The organism is Streptomyces spiramyceticus, from assembly GCF_028807635.1.
GTDB lineage: Bacteria > Actinomycetota > Actinomycetes > Streptomycetales > Streptomycetaceae > Streptomyces > Streptomyces spiramyceticus.
Genome location: NZ_JARBAX010000001.1, coordinates 3,597,805 through 3,623,066, shown reverse-complemented (window position 1 = coordinate 3,623,066; position 25,262 = coordinate 3,597,805). Strand labels below are relative to the sequence as shown.

The window sequence follows — 25,262 nt, the reverse complement described above, 5'->3', positions numbered from 1 at the left end:
AAGCTTGATTAGCGATGATCTCCCTCATCGGGAATCCCGGTCGCGTACGGGTTCTCCTGGTCCTCCGCGAGCACCCCCACAAAGGGGTCCCCCTCGCCGGAGAAGGTGTACGCCCCGCCCTCGATCCGGGCGATGAGGCCGCGTGTCCACTCGGCCCCCGCATCCGCCGAGTGGACCCACATATTCATGATTTCGCCGATGTGCCCGAGTGACTCGGGCCCGTCCTCCGGGGTGTAGTACTCGGTGACGGCCGCCCGCCACTCCTGAAGCCCCCGCACCCGTTCCTTCAGCAGCTCGACAGCCTCGGCGCGCTCCAGATCCACGATGAAGCCGATGCCGGCCGACAGCACGTCCATCTTCTGGTCGTACGTCGTCAGAGCCTCGCGGAGCAGCCCGAAGTACTCCTCGACACCCTTCTCCGTGAGCTCGTACTCGGTACGCGGCGGCCCGCCGGCCGTGCTCGGCGCCACCTCGTGGGCGAGCAGCAGTCCCTGCTTGGCCATCTGCTTCAGCGCGTGATAGATGGACCCGGGCTTGGCGTTGGACCACTCGTGGGCGCCCCAGAACTCCAGGTCGTTGCGTACTTGATAGCCATGGGCCCGTCCGTGCTGACGGACGGCGCCGAGGACCAGCAGCCGGATCGCCGACATCACCGCACCTTCCTTCTACTCAATTTTGACTAGAGTATCCGGAGCAGCGAGAGCACGATCCGCCGGCCGATCAGCCCCAGGCGATCGGCCCCAGGCGAGTCAGTCCCGGACCATCAGTCCCAGCTCTCGCCGCGCTCCAGGGCGACCAGCTCGAACGCCGTCTTGCCGTCCAAGGTCTCGCGGATGATGTCCGCATGGCCGGAGTGCCGGGACATTTCGGTGATCAGCCGCAGCAGCAGCCAGCGCATCGACACATCCTCCTTGGGGAACCACGGCTCGTCGGGCAGCGCGAAGGTGTCGTCCAGGCTGGGCACCGACCGGATGACCTCCTCGGTCTGCCGTGCCACCTTCTCCCAGTACGCCAGCCTGCTCTCGACCGTCTCGTCCCCGACCAGCCGGAAGCTCTCGTCCCAGTTCGACTCGTCGCGCCGCGTCTCCGGCTCGACGCCCTTGGCCCGCGAGAGCCAGCTCTGCTCGGCCTCGGAGACGTGCTTGAGGAGCCCGGAGAGCGAGAGCTCGCTGGCGCTCGGCTTCGTGGCCGCCTGCTCGTCCGTCAGGCCGAGCAGCGCGCGCCGGATGCCGCCGCGCTCGGCGTCCAGGAAGGCCAGAAGCGCGCCGCGCTCGTCGCCGTGGGCCTCTGCGTTCACGTGTACGACCATGGGTCCGCCTCTTCCGTAAGGTGTCTCGCCGTCCTGACAAGAACCACGCTACGAACCCTTGCGGTCAGCATCTGTCCGCAACGGCAGCCGTTCAGAAGGGGAATTCGGTCCGTCCGTGCTGCACCGAAATCCACTTCTGCGTCGTGAACGCCTCCACCGCCGAGTCGCCGTTCAGCCGCCCGATCCCCGAGTACTTCTCGCCCCCGAAGGCCACCTGCGGCTCGTCCGCGACGGTCGAGTCGTTGACGTGGATCATCCCGGTCACGATGCGCTTGGCGAAGCGCACACCTCGCTCCACGTTCGCGGTGTGGACCGCCCCGCTGAGCCCGTACTCGCTGTCGTTGGCGATGCGTACGCCCTCTTCCTCCCCGTCGAAGGGAATGATCAACGCGACAGGCCCGAAGATCTCCTGCCCCAGGATCGTCGAGTCGTCCGGCAGCCCGGTCAGTACGGTCGGCTCGACCAGATTGCCGCGCGTGGACCCGCGTACGAGCGCGGTCCCGCCCTCCGCGAGCGCCTGCTCCACCAGCGTGGTCAGGGCGTCCGCCTGGAAGGTGTTGATGACGGGGCCGATGTGGGTCTTGGGGTCGGCCGGGTCGCCGGTGACCAGGGACCGTACCTTCGCGACGAACTTCTCCGTGAACTCCACCTCGACCGACCGGTCCACCAGGATGCGGTTGGCGGCCATGCAGACCTGGCCCTGGTACACGAAACGACTGAAAACCGCGGCGTCCACGGCGTAGTCGACGTCCGCGTCGTCCAGCACCACGAGCGCGCTGTTGCCGCTCAGTTCGAGCACGGAGCGCTTGAAGTGGCTCGCGGTGACGGCGGCGACGTGCCGTCCGACCTTGTCGGAGCCCGCGAAGGAGATGACCTTCGGGACGGGGTGCTCTATGAGCGCGTCACCGATCTCCGCGATGTCCGTCACGAGCACATTGAGCAGCCCGGCCGGCAGACCCGCGTCCTCGAAGATCTTGGCGATCAGGCCGCCGCCGACGACGGGAGTGTTCTGGTTCGGCTTGATCACGACCGCGTTGCCGAGCGCCAGCGCCGGGGCGACCGACTTGATGGTCACCAGGAACGGGAAGTTGAAGGGGCTGATGACCCCGACCACACCGACCGGCAGCCGGTAGACCCGGTTCTCCTTGCCGTCCACCGGCGACGGCAGGATCTGGCCCTCGGGGCGCAGTGCCATCCGCGTCGCCTCGCGCAGGAACTCCTTGGCGAGATGGACCTCGTACACCGCCTTCAGGCGCGTACCGCCGAGCTCGTCGATGATGGCCTCGACGATCTCGTCCTCGCGGTCCTGGGTGACCCGCAGGGCGCGTTCGAGAACGTCTCTCCTGCGGTACGCGCTCGACTCGGCCCAGGCGGGCTGCGCGCGCTCCGCTGCCCGGTAGGCCTCGTCGACCTCGTCCACCGAGGCCACGGTGATCGCGGCGAGCTTCTCCCCGTCGTACGGGTTGAAGTCGATGATGTCCCACGAGCCGCTGCCGGTCCGCCACTCGCCGTCGATGTACTGGTGGGCCAGGTCGGTGAAGAAGGACATGCGATCCCTTACTGCAAGGTGTGCAGGTGCAGACTCCTGATAAAACGTCATCCTACTGGCCGGTTATGTGAGTTGGAGTAGACCGCGGAGGACATCGCGTGACTCCGCCGGACTCGGACTGTCCTTCTGCAGCCGTTCCATCACCCTTCGGTACTGGGCGACTTCTTCGGGCTTGTCCAGATAGAGCGCACTTGTCAGTTGCTCCAGATAGACCAGATCGGAGAGATCCGACTCGGGGAACTGCAGCATCGTGAAGGCACCGCTCTCGCCCGCGTGACCGCCGAAGCTGAACGGCATCACCTGAAGGGTGATGTTCGGCTGCTCCGAGACCTCGATGAGATGCTGCAACTGGCTCCGCATCACGCCCCGGTCGCCGTACGGACGGCGCAGCGCGGCCTCGTCCAGTACGGCGTGGAAGTGCGGCGCACGCTCGGACACGAGGACCTTCTGGCGCTCCAGGCGCAGCGCGACCCTGCGGTCGACCTCGGCAGCGGTCGCTTGCGGCATGCCGCGGGAGACGACTGCGTGGGCGTAGCTCTCCGTCTGCAGCAGCCCGTGCACGAACTGGACTTCGTAAATCCGGATCAGTGAGGCGGCACCTTCCAGACCGATGTACGTCTGGAACCAGCCGGGCAGCACATCGCCATAACTGTGCCACCAGCCAGCCACATTGGCCTCCCGCGCCAGACTGAGCAGGGACTCGCGCTCTGCTCCGTCCGTGACGCCGTAGAGCGTCAGCAGATCCTCGACGTCCCTGGCCTTGAAGCTCACCCGTCCCAACTCCATGCGGCTGATCTTCGATTCGGATGCTCGGATCGAGTAGCCGGCCGCCTCGCGGGTAATGCCACGCGATTCACGGAGACGTCTGAGCTGGGATCCCAACAGGATGCGCCGCACCACGGAGCCGCTCGACTCGCCTGCGGTCACTTCTCCAACCCTCCCCAGTCCGACAGTTCAGTAGCGGGTGCCTCCCCCAGGTTCCCGAGAGCCGCAGTCTGCCATCAAAACGCTTCACCCCGTACTCATTCGATTACGGAAATGGCAAGGGCTTCGCCAGCCACTGAAAGTAGTGGGTGGAAGAAATGAGCAAGAACCGGCACGGGATCGGACAGGTCCGGCACGTGCACGTGCATCTGCCCTTGCATCTGCCGTACGCATTCGGAACCATGGTCCGCGCGCACCTGCATCTGCATGCTCTTTCGTGCTGACGCCGCACCACCGCTGTATCGCAACGACCGCGAATCCCGGGAGTGCCTCGCATGGGGACGAATGGATCGACCGTGCTCGAGCCGTTAAGGCAGGGCCTGCCACCCATCGACCCCGCAGCGGTCTCCAGCTCGGCCTCCTGCGCGCTGCCACCCAGGTACGAAGCGGTGGGCGGGGCAAGACAGTTCACCAAGTCGACGCTGGCGAAGTGGGAGCTCGGCGAGCACTTCGACGACGTGGCCCTGGTCGTCTCCGAGCTCGTCACCAACGCCCTGCGGCACGCCCTGCCCGCGGACACCCCGCGCGAAGGCGATCAGGACCCGCCCGTACGGCTGCACCTGATGCACTGGACCTCGCGTCTGGTGTGCGCGGTGCGCGACCCAAGCCACGAGAGCCCGATGGCGCGCGAGGCCGACGATTTCTCCGCCGAGTCGGGCCGTGGCCTGTTTCTGGTGGATTCCTTCAGCGACAGCTGGGGCTGGCACCCGCTCGCGGGCACGCTGAGCGGCAAGGTGGTCTGGGCACTCTTCCGCGTGAGAGCCGCCGAACAGCAGTAGTGGTGAGCCCTGCTCCCGACTTGAGGCGAAACGATTCAGCCACCCGTCAGGTGGTCGAACTCCCCGTCCTTGATGCCGAGCAGCATCGCCTCGATCTCCGCAGGCGTGTAGACCAGAGCGGGACCGTCCGGGTGGCGCGAATTGCGGACTGCCACATTCCCCCCCGGCAATTTGGCGAACTCCACGCAGGACCCCTGCGAGTTGCTGCGCCTGCTCTTCTGCCAGACCACCCCGTGAAGCTCTGTGGCCGCCATGCCGTTGTACGCGTGGTGCACAGGTCGCTCCCGGAAAGTGCAGATGTCAACTGCCCCGGATCATAGCTTTCTTCACTTGCTGATGCATGGGCAGATGCACGTGCACGCCGGGTGGCCTCTTGGTTACAGGAGTCCGGATCAGCGCGACGAGTAGGGGAGAAGGGCCATCTCCCTGGCGTTCTTGATGGCCCGGGTCAGCTGGCGCTGCTGCTGCGCCGAGACCCTTGTCACACGCCGGCTGCGGATCTTCCCGCGGTCCGAAATGAATTTCCGCAGCAGATCCGTGTCCTTGTAGTCAATGTACGTAATCTTCGCCTGATCCAGCGGATTGGGCCGGGATTTCAGGGGCTTGCGGGGGTCATTACCTCGGGACGGGCGGGACATCAGGCCTCCAGAAGAGAATCAAAAGCGGGCGGCAGGCGCTTCCACGCGTCGCGCCCTGCCGCGTATTCGGCATCGGTCAACAAGCAGGATTCGAGGAGCTCTTCGAGTCCGTCGCGGTCAAGCCCCGGAGAGGTGAACACCAGGTGCTGGCAGCAGTCCCCGTGGTCGGGGTGCCAGTCGAGTGCGGCCGCCGCCCTGCGCATCGGCGGCACCATGTCCCACGCGGCGTCCGGCAGCGAGGCCAGCCAGGGCCCCGCGCTCTCCACGCACAGCGCCCCGCCCGCCGCGTCCCACGCCATCAGCGTGTCCGGGCGGTCGGCGAGCCAGAACCTGCCCCGGCTGCGGGCCGCCGCACACGTCAGGTCCTCCAGGGCCTCGTACAGCCGCTCCGGGTGGAAGGGCCGGCGCCGGTGCCACACCAAGGTGCCGACACCCGACTCGTCCGCCTCCTGCGGGAGCAGTGCGCACGCCGGGTGCTGACGGGCCGCGGCAGCCTCGACGTCGAAGCCCGCGAAGGCGGCCTCCGCGAGGTCGCCGGACGCGGCCTGGACCTGGCGGGCGGTCGGATGCAGCTGCGCCAGCAGCGCCTTGTCCGCCTCGTCGGCCTGTTGGGAGTCCTCGCTCTCGACGATGGCCAGCACCGGGGCGTACTCCAGCTGCCGCGCCCAGGTGTCCGCGACGGTCCGCTGATCGCTGGCTGCGGCGGCGAGTCCGGCTTCCGACAGATCGTCGCCGCAGCCGAGGTACGGCAGGAGCAGCGCGGGGTCGACCGCGGTCATTACGGCGGTCAGGTCCAGTACGTCGCCGCCGTGCGCGACGACGACCTCAGCCATCGCCTTGGGCTCGACCGAGTCCCACAGCTCCACGACCGCGAGCCGCGTCAGGCTGCTGCCCGCGAGCCGCTCCAGTTCGGGCACGAGGTCCTCGCGCAGCGCGCAGCACGCGCAGTCGTTGACCAGCGGCGCCTCGCCCGACGAGCTCTCGCCCAGGGCGTCGCGGACACTGCGGCGTACCGTCCCTTCGGCCGCGGTCGACAGGTCGTGATGCAGAGCGACGCTGCCGGGAACGGTGCGCAGCAGGCGGTCCACGACCTCCTTGCGCGCGTCCGAGTGCAGCCCGCCGACGATCACGACGGGCAGCTTGGCTCCCCTCTCGCTCACTACTTCGCTCCGTAGCGGCGCTCGAAGCGCTCCACGCGTCCCGCGGTGTCCAGCACGCGGGCCGTCCCCGTGTAGAAGGGGTGGCTCTTCGAGGAGATCTCGACGTCGACGACGGGGTACGTACGGCCGTCCTCCCACTCCACCGTCTTGTCGCTGGTCATGGTGGAGCGGGTGAGGAAGGCGAAGCCGCCGGCTGTGTCGCGGAAGACGACGGGACCGTACGGCGGGTGGATTCCGGGCTTCATGAAGTGAGCCCCCTTCTGGCTTCTGACTTCTGGTGCTGGGCCGGTGAGCTGCTGGTCAGCGCTCTTCTGCTGGTCAGCGCTCTTCGCGGAAGTCGACGTGCCGGCGGACGACCGGGTCGAACTTGCGGAGCGTCATGCGGTCGGGGTCGTTACGGCGGTTCTTGCGGGTCACGTAGGTGTAACCGGTCCCCGCCGTGGACCTGAGCTTGATGATCGGGCGGACTTCGTTGCGTGCCATGTGGTTAGTATATGGAAATGGTTCCCATTATCAAAGAGGAGTGATCGACCTTGTCCGCCCACTGCCAGCTGACCGGCGCCCAGCCGGGCTTCGGCAACAACATCTCCCACTCGCACCGCCGCACGTCCCGGCGCTTCGACCCCAACATCCAGCGCAAGCGCTACTGGCTGGCGAGCGAAGGACGCCATGTGCGCCTCACGCTCAGCGCCAGGGCGATCAAGACCGTCGACGCGATCGGCGTCGAGGCCGCCGTTGCCCGGATCCGTGCGCGGGGAGTGAAGGTCTGATGGCCAAGAAGAGCAAAATCGCCCGCAACGAGCGGCGGAAGTCGGTCGTCGAGCGGTACGCCGTACGGCGGGCGGAGTTGAAGGAAATCATCCGCAGGCCGGGGACGTCCGTGACCGAACGGGACGCGGCGGTGGAGGAATTGCGACGTCAGCCGCGCGATGCGAGTGCGACGCGCGTACGCAACCGGGACAGCGTGGACGGCCGACCCCGGGGCCACCTCAGGAAGTTCGGCCTCTCGCGCGTGCGGATGCGCGAGCAGGCGCACGCCGGATACCTGCCCGGAATTCGAAAGTCCTCCTGGTAGTTTGGCGCGTTCTGACCTACCAAAACTGGGGAGTCCGGAGTGCGCAAGCACGTACGTAACACCGCCGCCGCTGCCGCCATTGCGGCCGCCCTCGCGCTGACCGGTTGCAGCAGCGAGAGCAAGGACAACGTCGAGGGCGACAAGGGCAAGGAGACGGGCGCCGGCGCTCCGTCGGCGGGCGGAGACGAAGGCGCGGTGGCCGATGTCACCGGATCCTGGATCGCGACGACCGATGGGAAGATCGTCGCGCTGATCGTCCAGGGTTCGGACGCTGCCGTGGCGGGCGAGCACGTCTGCTCCGGCAAGGTCGCCAAGGCGGACGAGGTGACGCTGGAACTCAAGTGCGCCGACGGGAACGCCGACCGTACAACCGGACTTGTCACACCGGGTGCGGACGGCAACACCATCACGGTGAAGTGGGGCAGCGGGATCGAGGACACCTTCAAGAAGTCCTCCGGCGAGAAGCTGCCGGAGGGAGTTCCCACGGACTTCCCGAAGCTGCCTGCCTCCTGACCTGCTGCCCGGCGTACGGGCACACAGGCGTACGGGCTTTGCACATGCGTACGGGCTTTGCGCATGCCTGGGCCGCGGTTCCCTCACGGGGGCCGCGGCCCATCGCCGTTCAACCCGATAATCCTCACTCCTGGGAGTGGGTCCCGGCAGCCAGTGGGCGGAGCGTGGCCCGACCGTGAGCCCTTCCTTCAACGGCGGCCCGGATGCTGCCCCTTGTCTGAGCTGCACGATGACGAGAGGCGAGTGGACCGCATGGCCATGTCGAGAGATCGTCGCCACAGGCCATGCCAGGTTCAGCTCACCGGACTTCGCCGGCGACTTCGCGCTCGCTCGCTACAACGCCGCTCAGCGCACTGAGCGCTTTCCAGAGCTGGGCGGACTCGGGCCAGGTGCGGCGTTTTGTGAAGTGGATCCAGGTCGTAAGGGCTGCGGCGGCGGTGCGCGGTGTGGCTGTGGTTGTCGTAGGGGGCGTGGATACGAGTGCAGCAATCGCCACCGCAACTTGTCCGGCAGGTTGGCGACCTGCCCCCTCCCGCCTACGTGTTCACGGACTCGCGCAGGTCGCCGTACCGCTGTTCCAGGTACTCGCCTTCGGCCTCCGTGTAGCCGGACGCCCAGGGCGTGGGGCACGGCGAGGCATGGTCCGGGTCCGGGCAGGCCACTCGGCTCAGCTCGTCGCGCAGGATGTCCATCTGCTGCCGTGACGCCAGCACGCCCACCCGGATCTCATGGATCTCCCGCGTACCGGGATCGGCGCCCCCGTGCCCGTACTGCCATTCCTCCGGGAGGTCGTCGTAGAACTCGGCGAGTGGTGTGCCGCCCGGTTCGGTCGTCTGCCCCTGTCCGGCAACGCTCAGGCGGTGCGGCCATGGGCGGCTGTCCAGGAGCCGGGCGCATCCGTCGGCGAGGGCCTGTACGTCTTCCTGCGTTGCGTAGACGCCGAGTTGGATTTCGTAGAGGCGGCTTTCGGGAGGCACGTCGAGCTCCAGAGTTGTGCGGCTACGGGCCCCGCCGACCGTACTGGACAGTGGGGCCGTGCCGCCGCTCAGTTTCCGGGGCGGATCGGGCGCCGCGCCCTCGGCATGTCCGCCCGGTCCGCGGCGGCCGTGCCGTGTTCCCAGCCCGCGTGGTCCGTAACCCCGCGCACCCGCGCCGACGTCGTCTCCGGGAACATCCGCTCCGTACGGTCCTCCACCGCCACGTCCCGCGCCGCCAGTACCGGCAGCAGCGAGCCGTCCGTCTCCTCCTCCGCTGCCGTGACGTGCTCCGTGGCTTCGGACAGGCGGTGGCCCACGCGGCTCGCGTACGCCGTCAGGAACGCCTGACGGAACGCCTTGGTCCGCTTACGGCCGCCCGCACGCTGGGCCGCCTCCGCACGGGTCATCGCCGACGTGCCCTGCACCAGCAGCGACGTATAGAGCAACTCGACGGATTCGAGGTCCGGTTCGAAGCCGACGACCGTGGAGAAGCCGAAGCTGCTGTTCCACACGGCACGGCAGCGGTTCGCGGAGGCTGCGGCGTCCAGGAGGATCGCCTTCGCCGTCTCGTACGGCGCGTCCACGCCGATCCGGCACGCGGCCGGCGTATCGCCGGTGTGCCCGCGCGCGGCCAGGAGCGCCTCGTCGATGCTGTGCCGCGCCATCAGCTCCTGCGCCTTGCCGGTGAGCGCCTCCGCCTCCTGCGGGTAGTCGGTCGCCTCGGCCTTGGCCAGCAGGGCGCGGATGCGGGTGAGCATGCGCGGCTCGCCGTGGTCACCGGCGGAAGGTGCGGTTACGTGCACGGGCTCGCCCGGGGGCGGGCCCACCGACTCGATCGCGGGGAGGCGGATCAGGAGGCGGAAGAGTTCGAGGAGCGCCGTCGCGAGTGAGAAGCGGTCCGCCTTCTCGCGCCCGGCGAGCGCGTCGGCGTACGCCTCGTCGCTTCCCCACCAGGCCTCGGCCGCCTCCAGGTCGCGGAGCTGGGCCTCCCAGCGCGGCGCCAGCCGTGCTCGCGCGTACCGTCGGTTCTCCGCCGCGATCAGGTCGGCGGCCAGGCGGACGTGGCGGTCGTCGAGCTCGCGGCGGACCATGCGGGCCACATCGGCGGGCTGCCAGCCGCGCTCCCAGGCTCGGCGTACGAACTCCTCGCCCCGGCGCAGCAGTTCGCGGCCCGCTTCGGCCCACGGTGCGGCGGCGAGGAGCGAGGCGCCGAGGTCCAGGCCCGCGTCGCCCTCGGCGTACACCGCCGCTGCGACCGCCTTCTCGACCTGTTCCACCGGTTCCACCGAAATGCCTCCTCACGCAACCGCAACCGCGACCGCGACCGCACACCACCCGCCACCTGCGATGGTCCCAGCTTCGGAAGGGGACCACGAATGGGGGGCGGGCGGGGCCGGAAGGTAGGGCCAGGCATACCCCCAACTGGGGCTCCGCCCCAGACCCCGGTCCTCAAGGGCGTCCTGGGGCCTGGGGGCCCAGTTCGGGAAGGCAGCGCGCACCGTCGGCTCGCCGCCGACGCCACTGTCAGTGGTCGGTGCCAGACTCGCACCCATGAGCAATCGCTGGGCCGTCGCACCGACCGACGGCGGTGGAGCGCTGCTCGTGCCGCTGGGGCGGGACGGGCGGCCGGCCGGCGGCGTGCGCGAAGAGGCAGACCTCGCGGCGGCGGTCGCGGCCAGGCCCGGCGTCGGCCGCTGGGTATGGCGGTCCACCGCCGAGATCTATCCGCGGCTGCTTGCCGCCGGCGTCCGCGTCGAGCGCTGCTACGACATCGAGGACGCGGAGTCACTGCTGCTCGGCCACGAGGGCCGGCACGGTGAGCCGCATTCGGCCGCCGCGGCCTGGGCCCGGCTGCACGACCGGCCCGTACCGCCCGATCCACCGCAGCGCGCCGCCGAGCCCGGATCACAATCGTCGCTCTTCGAACCGCAGCCAGTGGCAGTTCCCTTCGACGCCCTCCTTGAGGTGTACGCCGATCAGCAGCGCAGGCACGACGCCGCCGAGACCCCCGACCGGATGCGGCTGCTGACCGCCGCCGAGTCGGCGGGAATGCTGGTGGCCGCCGAGATGAACGGGGCGGGGCTGCCGTGGCGGGCGGACGTGCACCGGGTGCTGCTGGCGGAGTTGCTCGGGGAACGGTATGCGGGCGGCGGCGAGCCGAGACGCCTGGCGGAGCTGACGGACGAAGTGTCGGCGGCGTTCGGGCGGCGCGTCCGCCCGGAGCTGCCCGCAGATGTCATCAAGGCCTTCGGGCAGGCCGGGATCAAGGTGAAATCGACCCGCCGCTGGGAGCTGGAGGAGGTCGACCACCCCGCAGTGGGTCCGCTCATCGCGTACAAGAAGCTGTACCGGATCTATACGGCCCACGGCTGGGGCTGGCTCCAGGACTGGGTGCGCGAGGGCCGTTTCAGACCCCAGTACCTGCCGGGCGGCACGATCACCGGGCGATGGGTGACCAATGGCGGCGGCGCTCTGCAGATCCCGAAGGTGATCCGGCGTGCGGTGATCGCGGACGAAGGCTGGCGGCTCGTGGTCGCCGACGCGGACCAGATGGAGCCGCGCGTACTGGCCGCGATCTCGCGCGACCCCGGCCTGATGGACGTGGCGGGCCAGCCGGGCGACCTCTACAAGGCGGTCTCCGACCGGGCGTTCGCCGGTGACCGCGACATGGCGAAGCTCGCCGTGCTCGGCGCGGTGTACGGGCAGACGTCCGGCGACGGCCTGAAAAACCTGGCCGCGCTGCGAAGACGCTTCCCGCGTGCCGTCGCGTATGTCGACGACGCGGCGCGCGCGGGCGAGGAGCAGCGGCTGGTACGGACCTGGCTGGGGCGGACCTGCCCGCCTGCGGTCGGTTCGGGCGACGACGGCGAGGCGGGGATTCCGCAGGACAGCGGAACAGGCGGAACAGAGGGCGAGAAAGAGGAGGAGGAAACTGGCGCGAGAGACCGGGAGTTCACCCCGGGGTACGCCTCGACGAATGTCCGCGCACGCGGCCGCTTCACGCGGAACTTCGTGGTGCAGGGCAGCGCCGCCGACTGGGCGCTGCTGATGATGGCCGCGCTGCGGCAGTCGCTGAACGCCGCCGGGCTCCGGGCGGAGCTGGTCTTCTTCCAGCACGACGAGGTGATCGTGCACTGCCCGGCCGAGGAGGCGGAGACAGTCGCGGAGGCGATCCGCGCGGCCGGTGACCTGGCCGGGCGGATCGCCTTCGGGGAAACGCCGGTGCGGTTTCCGTTCACCACGGCGATCGTGGAGTGCTACGCCGACGCGAAGTGAACCAGCCCCCGCCCCGGGCCACGGCTCACGGCTTACCTGATCGACGCCCACTTCGCGCTGAGCGCGATCGCCCTGAGCTGCGCGGCTGACCGGCGAGTTGCGCCAGCGCCTGGAGGAGCGCGAGCCGCAGCGCCGGGTCGTCACCCGGGGCGCTGCCACCACTGTCGGGGAGTTCGGCGAGGGGAAGCTCGCCCGCCGAGCGGCGGCGCCGGTGGGTGAGGAAGGTCCGTACGAGAACGGTCTGGCCGTACGCCGCCGGGTTGCCGATCCTGGAAACCCGGCCCCACAGCATGTACATCCGGCATGTACATCCGGCCCAGCGTCTCCTGCACCAGGTCCTCGGCGAGATGCGTGTCGACGCTGGTCAGCAGGCACGCCGACCGGAAGAGACGGGCGGAACGCCCCGCCGCGAACTCCCGGACGCGTCCGTGCGCGACGGTCGCATGTCCTCCCCCGACTCTCACTGGTGCTCGCCGTCACCCCACTGACCCGGTGGCGGAGGCGAAATGTTTCACCCGGAGTCGGCAAGAAGGGCGTCGAGTTCGCCGCGGACACTCGTATCCGTACCGTCGAGCGCCGCCAGGGCCAGCCGCCACTGGGCGAACGCCTCCGCCTCGCGCTCCGCCGCCCGCAGGAGGTGGCCGTACTCGTGCCGCGCGAGGCCCTCGGTGTAGGTGTCGCCGCGCTCCTGGGCCCGGTCGAGCAGCAGCGTGCACTCCTGCTCGGCGTAACCCGTGCGCGCGAGGGCCCGCAGGGCGCGGACGCGGCCGAGGCGGGTCTGGGACTGTGTCTGCCAGTCGCCGTCGTCGCCCATGAGGCGCAGGCCCTCGTCGAAGTGGGGCAGGGCGGCGTCCTGTTCGCCGAGGGTGAGGTGGGCGAAGCCGATGTTGCAGTGCGCGCTGTACTGGAGCAACGCGCTGCCGAGCCGCAGGCCGGCGGCGAGGCTGAGCTCGTGGTAGCCGATGGCGGCGCGGGCGTCGGTGTGCTCGTGCAGATTGCCGAGGTGGCTGAGGATGATCGCCTCGCCATGGTCGTCGCTGAGGCGACGCGCGTAGCCAAGGCTCTGTTCGAGGGCCTCGGCGGCCTCGGCGTGACGGCCGAGGCGTTCGCAGAGCATGCCCCGGTTGGCGAGGCCGCGTTGGATTCGGTGGTCGGCGCCGAGCCGGCGCCACAGTGCGGTCGCCTCGTCGTTGAGGACCATCGCCTCCTCTCTCCTGCCGCTCATGAAATGCACGCCCGCGAGGTCGGTGAGGGCGTGCGCCTCGGCCTCGGTGTCACCGGCGTGCCGCGCGGCGCCGAGCCCGAGCCGGTTGAGGGCGATCAGCTCCTGGAGCCTGCCCCTGCGTTGGAGGTACGGGAAGCAGGCCCGGATCAGCAGGCGGGCGGTCGCCGAGGTGAACGCGTATCTCTCGGCGAGCGCGACGAGCTGCGGCAGCTCACGGTCGCCCCACGCGAACGCCGCCGCCTCCGAGTCGAAGGGCGTGGCGGTGACGGGGTCGATCGGCGGCGGCACCCGGATCTCGCCCTCGCGGCCGGGCGGGAGGAGGGCAAGCCCTGCCTGCCGGGCGGATTCGGCGTACCAGCGCAGGCCGCGCTCCACGGCGGCGTCCAGGTCGGGGGCGGTGTGGTGGCGGGCGGCGAGCTCGCGGGCGAAGTCCCGTACGAGGTCGTGCGGGGCGAACCGGCCGTACGACACCTCGTCCAGCAGCGCGACGTCCACCAGCCTGTCGAGCGCGGCGGCCGCGCGCGGAACGCCGGTGTCCATCAGGCGGGCGACCAGCGGCGCACCGTACTCGGGCAGATCGAGCGCGCCGAGGCGGCGCAGGGCGAGGGCGGCGTCGAGGTCGGGGCGCCGGTCGGAACCGTTCAGCGCGTCGTGCGCGACGGACAGCGAACTCCGCACGCTCAGGTCGTCGTACTCCAGGTGATCGAGGCGGCCCGCCTCGGCGTCGAGCAGCCCGGCCAGTACGCCCGGGGCCAGCGCACGCCGGGCCGCGAGCCGCGCGGCGACGACACGCAGCGCGAGCGGCAGCCGCCCGCACCGCTCGACGAGCCGCTCCGCGTCCCCGGCGTCGAGCAGTTCCCCGCGCCCCGAAACGCTGCGGAGCAGGTCGGTGCTGTCGCGCGCCGACAGGGGAGCGAGCGGGAACCGGACCGCGCCGTCGAGGGCGGCGAGCGATGACCGGCTGGTGACGATGACCGCGCAACCGGCCCCGGCGGGCAGCAGCGGCCGCACCTGGGCGGCCGACGCCGCGTCGTCGAAGACCAGGAGGGTACGGGTCGGCGCCAGCGTGGAGCGCAGCAACGCGGCCGCGGCGTCCGCCTCTTCGGGCACGCGGCACGGGTCGACACCCAGGTCACGGAGGAGGGCGCAGAGGACCTGCGAGACGGTGAGCGGAGCCATGCAGGGGGTGGCCCCGTGGAGGTTGAAATACAGCTGCCCGCCGGGGAATTCCCCACGCAACCGGTGCGAGACATGCAGCGCGAGCGCGCTCTTCCCGACACCGGCCATGCCGCTGAGTACGACGACATGGGGCCCGGGCGCCGCGCCGGTGAGCGCGGCGCACAGGGCCGTGACTACGTCCGATCTGCCCGTGAAATGGGCTGGTGGGGGAGGCAGTTGGGCAGGGTGTGGCGTACGGGGCCCAGGCGTGGGTGAGCGGCGTTCCGGTTCGGACGGCGGAGCGGAAGCAACCGCCGGGGCCGGGTCGCGGAGGACCTCCTGGTAGGCCTCCTGGACCGCCGGGCCCGGGTCCACGCCCAGCTCCTCCACCAGCGTCCGGCGCAGCGACTGGAAGACGGCGAGCGCCTCCGGCTGCCGGCCCGACCGGTGCAGTACGAGCATCAGCTGCCGGTGAAACGCCTCCCGCAACGGGAACTCCGCGACCAGCGCCGCCAGTTCCGGCACCAGTGCGCCGCCCTCGTGACCGCCTAGGTGCAGCTCGGCGTCGTACCGCCACTCCAGCACCAGCAGCCTCGCCTCCCGCAGCCGTTGTACGAGCGCGGGCGCCGCGTCCTGCGGCGTGCCCCGCCACAGTTCCAGCGCGCCCCGGGCCCGGGCCACCGTCTCGGCCCAGTCGCCCTGCGCGTGCGCGGCGCGGGCCGCCCGTACGCGCTGCTCGAAGACGTCCGTGTCCAGCTCGCCGGGACCGACGCGCAGCAGATAGCCGGGCGGTACGGCGCGCAGCCGGTCCTCCTCGGCGAGCAGGCGGCGGAGGCGGGTGACGTGGTTGTGGAGGGAGGCGTGGGCGGACGGCGGCGGCTCGTCGTCCCAGAGCGCGGCCTTCAGCTCGCTCACGGGAACGACGCGGTTCGGGCGCGTCAGCAGTGCGGCAAGGAGGGCGCGGCCCTTGGCGCTGCGTACGGGACGGTGCTCGCCCGTCTCGTCGTCGTACACGGTCAGCGGACCTAGCAGGCCGAATCGCATCCGCGTCCTCCAAGACCGGCAACCGGAATGACCGTTGGCCATATGTTAGCGATCTGTTGGCGGCGGCTGTTTTGATCTATCCATCGAATCCGGTCCGCCGGCGCTCGGCGGGGGAAGCGCAGCCGCACTCGGGGGAGTGTGCCGCCGCGGCCGGATTCGGGGCCAGAGAGAACCCCGGTCATTGAGGTGAGTGACCGGGGTTTTCGGCTGCTCACGGCGACAGCCGACTGCGCCCGGACGTTCCCGGAATACCGCCGCGCTGTCACGATGACGGCATGACAGAGGTGTTCTTGCGGCGGCTGACCCGATGGCAGGCCGACCAGCAACGAGAGTCCATCGCCGACCTGTACGTCGCGGCGTACCGCGGAGAGACGGACCAGGAGTACCACGACCGGCGGGGCTTCCTGAAGCGCTTCGCCGACGATGTACAGCGCCCCGGCTTCGACATGCTGGTCGCCAGCGAGACAACGCTGGCCGGCTGCATATACGGCTACCCGCCGCACCGGGAGGGCGAGTGGTGGCACGGTATGCGCGGGGACGTACCGGAGGCCGTCGCGGACACGGAGCTCGCCGCCCCGGGCAAGGTCTTCGTCGTCGTCGAACTGATGGTGACCCCCACGCGCCGCCGCAGCGGTATCGCGACCCGCCTCCAGGAACGCCTGCTCACCCGGGTCGACGCCGATCTGGTCACCACGCTCGTCGCACCGGCGAACACGTCGGCCGCGGCGGCGTTCCGCTCGTGGGGCTGGTCGCCGACCGGCGGCGTCACGCTGGGCGAAGGGCGTCCCGCACTCGACGTATGGAGCCGCAGACCCTGACGGTGCGCACTGACGCCGATGACAGCCGCCTGCCGACGGCCCTCGCGGTCGGCGCGCGATTGTCAGTGGCGGATGCCACGCTGAATCGACAGGTGATTTCACAGCGGATCTGCGAGAGGAAGCGTCATGATCACCACCGACTTCGTGCCCGGCTCTCCGTGCTGGATCGACATCGGCGCCCCTGATGTACCTGCCACGGCGGCCTTCTACGGCTCGGTGCTCGGCTGGGACTTCCAGCCGATGGATCCGGATACGCCGGAGGGAGGCCAGTACGGCGTCTTCAAGCAGAACGGCAAGACCGTCGGCGGAATCGGCCTGCTCACCGAGGAGGGGGCCCGCTCGGCCTGGATGATCTACTTCAATACGAACGACGCCGACGCCACGACCGCGGCGGTCGAGCAGAACGGCGGCAAGGTGCGTGTCGCCCCGATGGACGCCGACGGCGAGGGCCGGATGGCGCAGTACACCGACCCGCAGGGCGGTCAGTTCGCCGTCTGGCAGCCGGGGAAGACCAAGGGGCTGGAAGTGGCAGACCAGCCGGGCGGCCTGTGCTGGACCGAGCTCTACACGACCGACTCGGCCGCCGCGAAGGAGTTCTACGGCAGCCTCTTCGGCTGGCAGAGCCAGGACATGGTGCTGCCGGGCGACGGTGGGACGTACTCGATGATCATTCCCGCCGGCCAGCCCGACGAGCGCATGCACGGCGGGATCATGCAGCTCCCCACAGACGCACTCACGCTGACCGGCGGCCGCCCGTACTGGCACCCGGTGTTCGCGGTCGACGACTGCGACGACACCGTCGCCAAGGTCACGGGGAACGGCGGAAGCGTGCAGATGGGCCCGGAGGACGCCGAGGGAGTGGGGCGCCTCGCGGTGTGCGTCGACCCGTCCGGCGCGGACTTCGTGGTGCTGAAGCCGGTGCCCGGAGCGACCGGCGCCTGACGTGCCGGAACGCAGGAGTCCAGGTCAGTCGTCGACTGGCCTGGACTCCTGACCTGACTCCCTGACCTGGACTCCTGACCTGGGCTTCGGTCCAAGCGGCCGTCCCGGCTGCGCGGATCCCGGCTGCCCGGATCAACCGGATCAAGCGGCCACCGCCACCGCCCCCACCGCCGGGGTACGGAGCGTCCGGCGGGCGGTGCCGAGGCTGGTGACCAGAGTTGCCGCAGCGGCGACCGCCACGATGCCCAGCCAGATCCCGAAGCCCCGGCCCGGCAGGACCGAGTCGGTACGGACCACGGTGAACGGCACGATCCCGGCGATCCCCGCCACAGTCCCGAAGAACACCCCGGTCACCGTCAGCACGAGCCCCTCGCAGCCGACCATCCCGAGCACCTGCCCCGGGGTGGCCCCGGCGAGCCGCTGCTGGCCGAACTCCCGGCCCCGGTACGAGGTCGCGGCGTACAGACTGTTGATCAGCATGATGCAGGAGAAGACCACGATGATGCCGACGACCACGAGGTTCAGCGTCTCCAGGTTCTTGTCCTCGACCGATTTGGTGAGGCCCGACGCCTTGATCGCGTCGCTCTCGACAGCCTGCATGTACAGCGTCCCCGTCGCCATGCCGGTGAAGAGGATCAGCGGCATCAGCACCCCGGACAGTTCCGAGGCGCGTCGGCGCATGTTGTGGACGGTCAGATAGCCGCTCGCACCGAAGAGCGCGATGATCGGCCGCCCGAGTCGGCCGAGCAGGCCCCCCAGCAGCACCGGCGAGAAGACCGCGAAACCCACCGCCAGCAGAATGGCGCCGTACGCCGCGGGTGCCATCGTCATGGGGTCGGTGCCGTCCATCGCGAAGGTGGTGAGCACCGACGCCGTACCGGCCACGAGCGCGCCGTAACCGGCGATCCTCCGGGCCCGCCCCCGGGCCTTACGGACACCGGCTGCGGCCTTCGTAGCCCGCCGGACAGCGAGGAACGCGGCGCCCACCGAGGCGAGCAGCGTGGTGTTGATGCCCGACATCAGCGCGATGGGCCCGAAGGCGTACTCCACGCTGTCGGCGACCTGCCCGCTGTCGCGGAACATGCCGAGCAGCGCCTCACCGCCGAGCATCGCGGGCCCGATCGCCAGCACGGCCCCGACCAGTCCGACGACGGCCGACTCACCCACGATCATGCGCTTGATCTGGGCGGGAGTGGCGCCGGTGCTGCGCAGCAGGCTGATCTCGCCGCTCCGCTGCCGCACATTGACGGTGAGGGTCGAGGCGACGGCGAAGAACACCAGAAGCGTGCCGTAGCCGCCGACCACGGACGCCGCGACGGTGAGCGATTCCGAGCTGACGTCGTCGACGCCCTTCGCGCCCGCCGTGTCGTGCATCGAGTTGAACGTCATGATGATCGCGGCCCCCAGGAAGGCCGACAGCAGGGTGGCGACGAAGCGCCCGGGGCGCTGCCGGACGGAGCGCATGGCCAGCGAGAACATGCCTCACACCCCTACTTCGACAACGCCGTGGTCCATGCCGTCCATGCCGTCCACGCTGTCGCCCAGGTGCGCGAGCCGCTCGGCGACGGCGTCCACGGTCGGCGCGTTCAGCCGGCCGGCCAGCCGGCCGTCCGCCAGGAAAAGCACGGAGTCGGCGTACGAAGCAGCCACCGGGTCGTGCGTCACCATCACCACGGTCCGGCCATGGACCCGTACCGCGCCCTGAAGCAGCCGCAGCACGTCCCGCGCGCTGCGCGTGTCCAGCGCCCCCGTCGGCTCGTCCGCGAAAACCACACTGGGCTCGGTCACCAGCGCCCGTGCGATGGCGACGCGCTGCCGCTGCCCGCCGGAGAGCTGGTCGGGACGGTGCCCGAGCCGGTCGCCGAGGCCGACCTGGGTGAGGATCTGCTGCGCCCTGGCCCGGTCGATGCGCCGGCCTGCGAGCTTCAGCGGGAGGGTGGTGTTCTGCTCGACGGTCAGGGTCGGCAGCAGGTTGTACTGCTGGAAGACGAAGCCGATCCGCCGGCGCCGGAACCTGGTCAGCTCGGACTCTGTGCCGCCCGTCATCTCCTCGCCGTCCACCATGACCTGACCGGCGTCCGGCCGGTCGAGACCCGCCGCGCACTGGAGCAGGGTGGACTTGCCCGATCCGGACGGCCCCATGACCGCGGTGAAGGTTCCGGCGGGCAGGCTCAGCGTCACCCGGTCGAGCGCGGTCACGGCGCTCTCCTCGGTTCCGTACACCTTGCTGACCGATACGAGACGCAGCGCTTCTGCGCCCCTGCGGCTGTGCTTCTGATCTTTACGGTGGTCTTGACGGTGGTCTTTACGGCGGAACATGTCCCCATCACTCCCTCGTGGCACCTGCTGTGCCGTCAGAAATGACGCTACGGACGGCGAAGAGCCGTGCCGATGGCCGTAAACACCGAGCAAGGGTGCACTCAAGTACACCCTCGGGCCAGGTCGGTCAGGCCAGATCGGTGAATGCCTCCACCGCACGGGTCCTGCCGGTGACGACGACTACGTCACCCTTCTCGACCACCGTCTCCGCCGTCGCGTACGTGAAGTCCTCCCCGGGACGCTTGATGCCGACAACGGTCACTCCGTACTTCGAGCGCACCTGGCTCTGCCCGAGAGGGAGCCCCGTGGCGACCTCCGGAGCGACAGACTTGACCAGGGCGTAGTCGTCGTCGAACTGGATGAAGTCCAGCATCCGGCCGGTCACCAGGTGGGCCACGCGCTCGCCCATCTCGTGCTCGGGCAGGACGACATGGTGGACACCGAGACGCTCCAGGATCTGCCCGTGCTGGCGGCTGATCGCCTTCGCCCAGATGTTGGGCACCTCGGCTTCGAGGAGGTTGGTGGAGACCAGGATGCTGGCCTCGATGTCGGTGCCGATGCCGACGACCGCGCTGGTGAATTCGTGCACGCCCAGCTGGCGCAGGACTTCCGGATCGGTGCAGTCGGCGACCGCGGCGTGGGCGAGGATGTCGCTGTGTTTCTGGACGAGCCGGGGATCGGTGTCCAGGCCGAGTACGTCCCAGCCGCGCCGGGTCAGCTCGTTGGCGAGCGAGCTGCCGAACCGGCCCAGGCCGATCACCGCGACCCGTTGGTCGCCGTGCTGCCCGGGGTACTGCTCGGCGAGCCGCTTGCCGCGGCCGCGGATACGGCTGCTGTTGCGCCTGCGCAGGGAGTGCAGATATCTAGCCAATGACGGGTCGCTCCTCAGGTAGCTCGAAGCGGCGGGTCCGTTCACGCAGAGCCAGCGCCGAAACCAGCGTAATCGGGCCAAGACGGCCCATAAACATCAGCAGAATGAGGATCAGTTGCCCAAGGCCGGGCAGGTCCGCGGTGATTCCGGTGGAAAGACCGACAGTGGCGAAGGCGGAGACGACTTCGAAGAGCACGGCCTCGAAGGGTGCCTTGGTCAGCGACAGCATGGCGAGCGTCGCGGCGATCACGAGCCCCACCCCGAGCAGGGCCACGGTCAGCGCCTGACGCAGTACGTGCGGAGCGAGGCGGCGGCCCAGTACAACCGAATTGGTCTCGCCGCGCACCTCGGCGACGATCGCGGCGGCCAGCACCGCGAAGGTGGTGACCTTGATGCCGCCCGCCGTGCCCGCGCTGCCGCCGCCGATGAACATGAGCATGCAGGTCAGCAGCAGCGTCGAGGCGTTCAGGGCGCCGGTGTCGAGGGAGTTGAACCCGGCGGTGCGGCTCATCGCGGAATGGAAGAAGCCGTTAAGGATCTTCTCGCTCCAGTCGAAGGGGCCGAAGGTCTCTTCGTTGCCCCACTCCAGCAGGCAGGTCAGCACCGTGCCGACGACCAGCAGGGTGGCGCTGGTGATCAGAGTGAGCCTGGTGTGCAGGGTCCAGTTCCGGCGTCCCGTCGTACGCCGCCGGTTGCGGTGGCGCAGTATTTCGAGGAGCACGGGGAACCCGATCCCGCCCAGAATGACCGCGGCCGCGACCGGCAGCATCACCCAGGGATCCTGGGAGTACCGCGTGAGGCTGTCGGCGTGCAGCCCGAAACCGGCGTTGTTGAAGGCCGACACGGCGTGGAAGAAGCCGAGATACACGGCGTCGCCGATCGTGTTCCCGTAGCCGAAGCGGAATCGGAGTGCGAGCATCGCGCCCACCGCCAGCTCCACGACCAGGGTGGACCCGGCGACGCCGAGCAGCACCCGGCGTACGTCGCCGATTTGCAGGCTCTTCGTCTCCGCCTGCGCGGTCAACTGCATCCGGAGCCGGAGCCTGCCGGAGACGAGCAGGCCGAGAAGCGACGCCATCGTCATGATGCCGAAGCCGCCGATCTGGATCAGCGCGAGGATGACGCCTTCACCGAAGCCGCTCCAGTACGTCCCGGTGTCCACCACCGCGAGACCGGTCACGCACACCGCGGAGGTCGAGGTGAACAGGGCGGTCAGGAATGAAGCCGCGGCACGCTCCTCGGTGGCGGCCGGAAGCGCGAGCAATGCCGCGCCGATGAGCGTCACGAAGGCGAAGCCCAGTACGACGCTGCGAGCCGGATGCGCGGCAAGCAGCGACGGACGTACCCGCATCATGTGTACCGCCACCTGCCGGCCTCCCGGTCGCTGCCGCCGGAGTCGCCCGACACCGCGCCAAGATTATGCAACGTAATGCCGCGCGCCACCTTCGCGTGGCGGCCGTTGCGCGTGACGCTTCGTACAGAACCCTCTGCAAGTGACAGGAGTCCGCCACATGCATGCACGTGACTTGGCCGAGGACTACGAAACCGTCGGCCTCGACACGGACGCGATGGACGCCGCCCGGCTGATGGCCGAACACCGGCTGCCCGCACTGCTCGTCGTCGACGAGCACGGCGCTCCCCAGGCGATCCTGCCCGCGTCCCAGATGATCAAAGTGGTCGTCCCCGGCTATGTGATCGAGGACCCGACGCTGGCGGCGGTCATCGACGAGCGACACGCCGACCGGCTCTGCGAAGTACTGAGGGGACGGACCGTACAGGAGTGTCTGCCCAGGTCGGCGGCCCCGCCGCCGGTGGCGGCACCCGACGACACCGCGCTGGAAGTGGCCGCCCTGATGGCCCAGGTGCGAAGCCCGCTGGTCGCTGTCGGCGAGAAGGACAAGCAGGCTATGCACCTGCTCGGCGTCATCACCGCCTCGCACCTGCTGGAGTCCCTGCTCCGACGCATCAGTTGAGCGGCCGGGGGCCCTTGGTGCCCGGCGCGGCCGGGCACTAAAGGGTCTGCCAAGGAGCCGTAAAGACCCTGTATGGTCCCTCGCGGAGTGCCGGGAAGCCTGGTCGGCGACAAGGGACACGTCTCTTTGCCGACCGACCGGAGCATCATGAACGACTGGCAGAGCTGGGCCGCGATCGTCGTCTTCATCGGCACCTACACCCTGATCATCAGTGAGAAGATCCACCGCGCCGCCGCCGCGATCGGCGGCGCCGCCCTGATGCTGGCGATCGGGGCCACCGACGACAGGTCGGCGTTCTACTCCGAGCACAGCGGCATCGACTGGAACGTCATCTTCCTGCTCCTCGGCATGATGATGATCGTCGGAGTCCTCAAGAAGACCGGCATGTTCGAGTACCTGGCCATCTGGTCGGTCAAGAGAGCCAGGGCCAAACCCTTCCGCGTGATGGTCATGCTGATCGTCATCACCGCGATCGCCTCGGCACTGCTCGACAACGTCACCACGGTCCTGCTGATCGCCCCGGTCACCCTGCTGGTGTGCGAGCGGCTCGCGCTGCCCTCCGCGCCGTTCCTCATCGCCGAGGTCCTGGCCTCCAACGTCGGCGGCACGGCCACGCTCGTCGGCGACCCGCCGAACATCATCATCGCCAGCCGCGCCGGCCTGACCTTCAACGACTTCCTGGTCCACCTCGCACCGCTGTGCGTCGTGCTGCTACCGGTTCTGATCGCGCTGTGCCGCTTCCTCTTCCGTAAGTCTTTCCTGTACGACGAGGAGCGCGCCGAAGAAGTCATGGCGCTGGAGGAGCGCGAAGCGATCCGGGACTCGCGGCTGCTCATCCAGGGCCTGATCGTCCTCGTGCTGGTCGTCGCGGGCTTTGTCCTGCACCCCGTGCTGCACTTCGAACCCAGCGTCGTCGCACTGCTCGGCGCCGGCCTGCTGATCGCCGTCTCCACCGTGCGGACCGGTGAAGTGCTCGCCGAGGTGGAGTGGCCCACCCTCGCTTTCTTCGCAGGCCTGTTCATCATGATCGGCGGCCTGATCGAGACCGGCGTCATCGGTGAGGTCTCCGAGTCCCTCGCGAACGTGATCGGGGAGCACGAGCTGGGCGGCTCCATGCTGCTGCTCGGCGCCTCCGCGGCCCTCTCCGGCATCGTCGACAACATCCCGTACGTCGCGACGATGGCGCCGATCACCAGCGACCTCGTGGAGAGTATGGGCGGCGGCGCGGACCACGTCCTGTGGTGGTCCCTCGCCCTCGGCGCCGACCTCGGCGGCAACGCCACCGCGATCGGTGCCAGCGCCAACGTCGTCGTACTCGGCATCGCCGAACGCAACCGGCAGCCCATCTCCTTCTGGCAGTTCACCAAGTACGGCCTGGTCGTCACGGCCGTGACCGTCGCGCTCGCGGCCGTGTATGTCTGGGTGCGCTACTTCGGCATGTCCTGACGCCGTTCGAGCCGGAGATGTGACAAAACCTCCGCGACGGACAAGCCGCCTCCCCCCGTAGAGCAGGTGAAGAATGCCGCGCCGACTCCCGGTGCGGCGGGGACATGGGGAGGGGTCCGGCACATGGCGCGACGGATCGCAGGGCGAATACCAGGCCGGATACGCAGGGGCCTTACGGGAACGGCAGCCGCGGCAGCGGCCATGGCGGCACTGACCGCCTCACAGGCGCCGAGCCCAGTGGCCACGAGTACCGCGGAGAAGGTCGCCGGGCAGCCGGACCGGGCCCTTCCCGGCGATGCGTCCTATTACACCGAGCTGCCCCCCCACTCGGGACTCAGGCTCTGTCGGTGCGCGACAAGGCCGCTCCGGCCGCGCGTCCGGGTGGCGGAGCCGTGCCCGCCACGGTCCTCGACGCGTACAGGAAGTCGGAGGCGGCGCTCGCGAAGAGCACCCCGCTCTGTGGTCTCCGCTGGCAGCTGCTCGCCGCGATCGGCCAGGTGGAGTCCGCGCAGGCGCGGGGCGGCGCGGTGGACGCGGGCGGTACGACGTACTCGCCCATCATCGGCCCGCAGCTCAACGGCCGCGGTTTCGCCACCATCCGGGACACCGACAGCGGCGCGTACGACGGCGACAGCTCGTACGACCACGCGGTCGGCCCGATGCAGTTCATCCCGTCCACCTGGGCCATGTGGGGCGCCGACGGCAACGGCGACGGAAGCGCCGACCCGCACAACGTCTACGACGCGGCCCTCGCGGCGGGGCATTACCTGTGTGCGGGCGGTCGTGACCTCTCCGAGCCGTACGACTTCGACCGTGCGGTCCTCAGCTACAACCGGTCCCGGGAGTACCTGCGCATCGTCACATCGTGGTTCGCGTACTTCACGGACGGACACAGAGAGGTCCCGGACAAGAAGGGACGCACAGGGCCGCGCGCAGAACCGGACTCCCCCAGCACCCGTCGGAAGGAGCCGGACAGCCCGCGCCCGCGTACCGGCGCGTCGCCCTCTCCCAGGCCCACACCCGCACCTACCCCCTCCACGCCCAAGCCCACGCCCTCACCGACGCGTGACCGTCCGAGCAGCGGTCCGACGTCCGCGGCGCCCGCCGTCACCCTTCCCGGCACCGTGGTCGAGCTGCCGGACGACGGCGTCCTGCCGGGGGCTGAGCCGGGGGCCGGGCCGCTCACCAGCAACGGTTAGGCATCTC

General features: G+C 69.7%; 28 protein-coding genes. 10 read left to right on the top strand and 18 right to left on the bottom strand.

Features of this window, described 5'->3' with window-relative positions; translation table 11 throughout:
• Nucleotides 1–8 precede the first annotated feature (8 nt).
• The 5 genes from PXH83_RS16495 to PXH83_RS16475 all read right to left on the bottom strand — a co-directional run bounded on the left by PXH83_RS16495 (nt 9) and on the right by PXH83_RS16475 (nt 4,051).
• Entirely contained in the window at nt 9–650 is a 642-nt protein-coding gene (locus PXH83_RS16495) for a PadR family transcriptional regulator (RefSeq protein WP_274561118.1), read from the bottom strand.
• Nucleotides 651–763: 113 nt separating this feature from the next.
• Nucleotides 764–1,309 (bottom strand): DinB family protein, encoded by a 546-nt coding sequence (locus PXH83_RS16490; RefSeq protein WP_274561117.1) that lies wholly within the window; start codon nt 1,307–1,309, stop codon nt 764–766.
• Between the two features lie 91 nt (nt 1,310–1,400).
• A complete protein-coding gene (locus PXH83_RS16485; RefSeq protein ID WP_274561116.1) occupies nt 1,401–2,858 on the bottom strand; it encodes an aldehyde dehydrogenase family protein in 1,458 nt (485 codons plus the stop codon).
• 63 nt (nt 2,859–2,921) lie between these two features.
• Nucleotides 2,922–3,785 carry a helix-turn-helix domain-containing protein gene (locus PXH83_RS16480; RefSeq protein ID WP_274561114.1) on the bottom strand — a complete coding sequence of 288 codons (864 nt, stop codon included), beginning with the start codon at nt 3,783–3,785 and terminating at the stop codon, nt 2,922–2,924.
• Between the two features lie 95 nt (nt 3,786–3,880).
• Entirely contained in the window at nt 3,881–4,051 is a 171-nt protein-coding gene (locus tag PXH83_RS16475) for a hypothetical protein (RefSeq protein WP_274561113.1), read from the bottom strand.
• 66 nt (nt 4,052–4,117) lie between these two features.
• Here PXH83_RS16475 and PXH83_RS16470 point away from each other — a divergent pair, with 66 nt between their 5' ends.
• Nucleotides 4,118–4,621, top strand: coding sequence for an ATP-binding protein (locus PXH83_RS16470; protein ID WP_274561112.1), 504 nt, complete (start codon nt 4,118–4,120; stop codon nt 4,619–4,621).
• Between the two features lie 35 nt (nt 4,622–4,656).
• Here the strand turns inward: PXH83_RS16470 and PXH83_RS16465 are convergent, their stop codons facing one another.
• The 5 genes from PXH83_RS16465 to rpmG form a co-directional block, all read right to left on the bottom strand.
• Nucleotides 4,657–4,896 carry a DUF397 domain-containing protein gene (locus PXH83_RS16465; protein ID WP_214920887.1) on the bottom strand — a complete coding sequence of 80 codons (240 nt, stop codon included), beginning with the start codon at nt 4,894–4,896 and terminating at the stop codon, nt 4,657–4,659.
• Nucleotides 4,897–5,013: 117 nt separating this feature from the next.
• Nucleotides 5,014–5,259: a 30S ribosomal protein S18 gene (rpsR, locus tag PXH83_RS16460; RefSeq protein WP_274561111.1), complete on the bottom strand. Its 246-nt coding sequence runs from the start codon at nt 5,257–5,259 to the stop codon at nt 5,014–5,016.
• Nucleotides 5,259–6,419: a CobW family GTP-binding protein gene (locus PXH83_RS16455; RefSeq protein ID WP_274561110.1), complete on the bottom strand. Its 1,161-nt coding sequence runs from the start codon at nt 6,417–6,419 to the stop codon at nt 5,259–5,261. The genes rpsR and PXH83_RS16455 overlap by 1 nt, the downstream gene beginning before the upstream one ends.
• Nucleotides 6,419–6,664, bottom strand: a complete 246-nt coding sequence (locus PXH83_RS16450) for a type B 50S ribosomal protein L31 (RefSeq protein ID WP_214920890.1) — start codon at nt 6,662–6,664, stop codon at nt 6,419–6,421. The genes PXH83_RS16455 and PXH83_RS16450 overlap by 1 nt, the downstream gene beginning before the upstream one ends.
• Before the next feature lie 73 nt (nt 6,665–6,737).
• Nucleotides 6,738–6,902 (bottom strand): 50S ribosomal protein L33, encoded by a 165-nt coding sequence (gene rpmG / locus PXH83_RS16445; RefSeq protein WP_138898864.1) that lies wholly within the window; start codon nt 6,900–6,902, stop codon nt 6,738–6,740.
• A 50-nt stretch (nt 6,903–6,952) separates the two neighbouring features.
• Here rpmG and rpmB point away from each other — a divergent pair, with 50 nt between their 5' ends.
• Genes rpmB through PXH83_RS16430 form a run of 3 tightly spaced genes read left to right on the top strand, consistent with a single transcriptional unit; the run spans nt 6,953 to nt 8,007 of the window.
• Entirely contained in the window at nt 6,953–7,189 is a 237-nt protein-coding gene (gene rpmB / locus PXH83_RS16440; RefSeq protein ID WP_274561109.1) for a 50S ribosomal protein L28, read from the top strand.
• Nucleotides 7,189–7,494 carry a 30S ribosomal protein S14 gene (rpsN, locus tag PXH83_RS16435; protein ID WP_274561108.1) on the top strand — a complete coding sequence of 102 codons (306 nt, stop codon included), beginning with the start codon at nt 7,189–7,191 and terminating at the stop codon, nt 7,492–7,494. The genes rpmB and rpsN overlap by 1 nt, the downstream gene beginning before the upstream one ends.
• Nucleotides 7,495–7,533: 39 nt before the next feature.
• Nucleotides 7,534–8,007 carry a hypothetical protein gene (locus tag PXH83_RS16430; protein ID WP_274561107.1) on the top strand — a complete coding sequence of 158 codons (474 nt, stop codon included), beginning with the start codon at nt 7,534–7,536 and terminating at the stop codon, nt 8,005–8,007.
• Between the two features lie 536 nt (nt 8,008–8,543).
• On the opposite strand, the gene PXH83_RS16425 is transcribed toward PXH83_RS16430, so the two are convergent.
• Nucleotides 8,544–8,984 (bottom strand): hypothetical protein, encoded by a 441-nt coding sequence (locus PXH83_RS16425; RefSeq protein ID WP_274561106.1) that lies wholly within the window; start codon nt 8,982–8,984, stop codon nt 8,544–8,546.
• 68 nt (nt 8,985–9,052) lie between these two features.
• Nucleotides 9,053–10,270, bottom strand: a complete 1,218-nt coding sequence (locus PXH83_RS16420) for a DUF2786 domain-containing protein (protein ID WP_274561105.1) — start codon at nt 10,268–10,270, stop codon at nt 9,053–9,055.
• 265 nt (nt 10,271–10,535) lie between these two features.
• Here PXH83_RS16420 and PXH83_RS16415 point away from each other — a divergent pair, with 265 nt between their 5' ends.
• On the top strand, nt 10,536–12,260 hold the full coding sequence (locus PXH83_RS16415; protein WP_274561104.1) for a bifunctional 3'-5' exonuclease/DNA polymerase: 1,725 nt from the start codon (nt 10,536–10,538) through the stop codon (nt 12,258–12,260).
• A gap of 25 nt (nt 12,261–12,285) precedes the next feature.
• Here the strand turns inward: PXH83_RS16415 and PXH83_RS32485 are convergent, their stop codons facing one another.
• Together PXH83_RS32485 and PXH83_RS16405 are read right to left on the bottom strand one after the other, a co-directional pair.
• Nucleotides 12,286–12,558 (bottom strand): SigE family RNA polymerase sigma factor, encoded by a 273-nt coding sequence (locus PXH83_RS32485; RefSeq protein WP_420803177.1) that lies wholly within the window; start codon nt 12,556–12,558, stop codon nt 12,286–12,288.
• 213 nt (nt 12,559–12,771) lie between these two features.
• Entirely contained in the window at nt 12,772–15,687 is a 2,916-nt protein-coding gene (locus PXH83_RS16405; RefSeq protein WP_274561103.1) for an AfsR/SARP family transcriptional regulator, read from the bottom strand.
• Nucleotides 15,688–15,962: 275 nt separating this feature from the next.
• Between PXH83_RS16405 and PXH83_RS16400 the strand changes: the two genes are divergently transcribed.
• On the top strand, nt 15,963–16,505 hold the full coding sequence (locus PXH83_RS16400) for a GNAT family N-acetyltransferase (RefSeq protein WP_274561102.1): 543 nt from the start codon (nt 15,963–15,965) through the stop codon (nt 16,503–16,505).
• A 126-nt stretch (nt 16,506–16,631) separates the two neighbouring features.
• Nucleotides 16,632–17,447, top strand: coding sequence for a VOC family protein (locus PXH83_RS16395; protein WP_274561101.1), 816 nt, complete (start codon nt 16,632–16,634; stop codon nt 17,445–17,447).
• 141 nt (nt 17,448–17,588) lie between these two features.
• Here PXH83_RS16395 and PXH83_RS16390 read toward each other — a convergent pair whose 3' ends face one another.
• From PXH83_RS16390 to PXH83_RS16375, 4 genes are all read right to left on the bottom strand, one after another.
• Complete coding sequence (locus PXH83_RS16390) at nt 17,589–18,926, bottom strand: ABC transporter permease (protein WP_274561100.1); 1,338 nt, start codon at nt 18,924–18,926, stop codon at nt 17,589–17,591.
• Between the two features lie 3 nt (nt 18,927–18,929).
• Complete coding sequence (locus PXH83_RS16385; RefSeq protein WP_274561099.1) at nt 18,930–19,766, bottom strand: ABC transporter ATP-binding protein; 837 nt, start codon at nt 19,764–19,766, stop codon at nt 18,930–18,932.
• Between the two features lie 127 nt (nt 19,767–19,893).
• The gene (locus PXH83_RS16380) at nt 19,894–20,637 is read right to left on the bottom strand and encodes a potassium channel family protein (RefSeq protein WP_274561098.1); all 744 of its coding nucleotides are present in this window, start codon (nt 20,635–20,637) and stop codon (nt 19,894–19,896) included.
• Nucleotides 20,630–22,003 (bottom strand): TrkH family potassium uptake protein, encoded by a 1,374-nt coding sequence (locus tag PXH83_RS16375; protein ID WP_274561097.1) that lies wholly within the window; start codon nt 22,001–22,003, stop codon nt 20,630–20,632. Before PXH83_RS16375 ends, PXH83_RS16380 begins: the two co-directional genes overlap by 8 nt.
• A gap of 145 nt (nt 22,004–22,148) precedes the next feature.
• Between PXH83_RS16375 and PXH83_RS16370 the strand changes: the two genes are divergently transcribed.
• From PXH83_RS16370 to PXH83_RS16360, 3 genes are all read left to right on the top strand, one after another.
• Nucleotides 22,149–22,610 (top strand): CBS domain-containing protein, encoded by a 462-nt coding sequence (locus tag PXH83_RS16370; protein WP_274561096.1) that lies wholly within the window; start codon nt 22,149–22,151, stop codon nt 22,608–22,610.
• 147 nt (nt 22,611–22,757) lie between these two features.
• On the top strand, nt 22,758–24,056 hold the full coding sequence (locus tag PXH83_RS16365; RefSeq protein ID WP_274562857.1) for an ArsB/NhaD family transporter: 1,299 nt from the start codon (nt 22,758–22,760) through the stop codon (nt 24,054–24,056).
• Between the two features lie 347 nt (nt 24,057–24,403).
• On the top strand, nt 24,404–25,255 hold the full coding sequence (locus PXH83_RS16360; protein WP_274561095.1) for a lytic transglycosylase domain-containing protein: 852 nt from the start codon (nt 24,404–24,406) through the stop codon (nt 25,253–25,255).
• Nucleotides 25,256–25,262 lie beyond the last annotated feature (7 nt).

What these genes read in the sequence shown, in the direction of transcription:
- PXH83_RS16395 (WP_274561101.1), top strand. Translation starts at nt 16,632, where the DNA reads ATGATCACCACCGACTTCGTGCCCGGCTCTCCGTGCTGGATCGACATC.
- PXH83_RS16450 (WP_214920890.1), bottom strand. Translation starts at nt 6,664, where the DNA reads ATGAAGCCCGGAATCCACCCGCCGTACGGTCCCGTCGTCTTCCGCGAC.
- rpmG (WP_138898864.1), bottom strand. Translation starts at nt 6,902, where the DNA reads ATGGCACGCAACGAAGTCCGCCCGATCATCAAGCTCAGGTCCACGGCG.
- PXH83_RS16475 (WP_274561113.1), bottom strand. Translation starts at nt 4,051, where the DNA reads ATGCAGATGCAGGTGCGCGCGGACCATGGTTCCGAATGCGTACGGCAG.
- rpsR (WP_274561111.1), bottom strand. Translation starts at nt 5,259, where the DNA reads ATGTCCCGCCCGTCCCGAGGTAATGACCCCCGCAAGCCCCTGAAATCC.
- PXH83_RS16490 (WP_274561117.1), bottom strand. Translation starts at nt 1,309, where the DNA reads ATGGTCGTACACGTGAACGCAGAGGCCCACGGCGACGAGCGCGGCGCG.
- rpsN (WP_274561108.1), top strand. Translation starts at nt 7,189, where the DNA reads ATGGCCAAGAAGAGCAAAATCGCCCGCAACGAGCGGCGGAAGTCGGTC.
- PXH83_RS16405 (WP_274561103.1), bottom strand. Translation starts at nt 15,687, where the DNA reads ATGCGATTCGGCCTGCTAGGTCCGCTGACCGTGTACGACGACGAGACG.
- PXH83_RS16390 (WP_274561100.1), bottom strand. Translation starts at nt 18,926, where the DNA reads ATGTTCTCGCTGGCCATGCGCTCCGTCCGGCAGCGCCCCGGGCGCTTC.
- PXH83_RS16470 (WP_274561112.1), top strand. Translation starts at nt 4,118, where the DNA reads ATGGGGACGAATGGATCGACCGTGCTCGAGCCGTTAAGGCAGGGCCTG.
- PXH83_RS16495 (WP_274561118.1), bottom strand. Translation starts at nt 650, where the DNA reads ATGTCGGCGATCCGGCTGCTGGTCCTCGGCGCCGTCCGTCAGCACGGA.
- PXH83_RS16400 (WP_274561102.1), top strand. Translation starts at nt 15,963, where the DNA reads ATGACAGAGGTGTTCTTGCGGCGGCTGACCCGATGGCAGGCCGACCAG.
- PXH83_RS32485 (WP_420803177.1), bottom strand. Translation starts at nt 12,558, where the DNA reads ATGTACATGCTGTGGGGCCGGGTTTCCAGGATCGGCAACCCGGCGGCG.
- PXH83_RS16385 (WP_274561099.1), bottom strand. Translation starts at nt 19,766, where the DNA reads ATGTTCCGCCGTAAAGACCACCGTCAAGACCACCGTAAAGATCAGAAG.
- PXH83_RS16365 (WP_274562857.1), top strand. Translation starts at nt 22,758, where the DNA reads ATGAACGACTGGCAGAGCTGGGCCGCGATCGTCGTCTTCATCGGCACC.
- PXH83_RS16485 (WP_274561116.1), bottom strand. Translation starts at nt 2,858, where the DNA reads ATGTCCTTCTTCACCGACCTGGCCCACCAGTACATCGACGGCGAGTGG.
- PXH83_RS16370 (WP_274561096.1), top strand. Translation starts at nt 22,149, where the DNA reads ATGCATGCACGTGACTTGGCCGAGGACTACGAAACCGTCGGCCTCGAC.
- PXH83_RS16415 (WP_274561104.1), top strand. Translation starts at nt 10,536, where the DNA reads ATGAGCAATCGCTGGGCCGTCGCACCGACCGACGGCGGTGGAGCGCTG.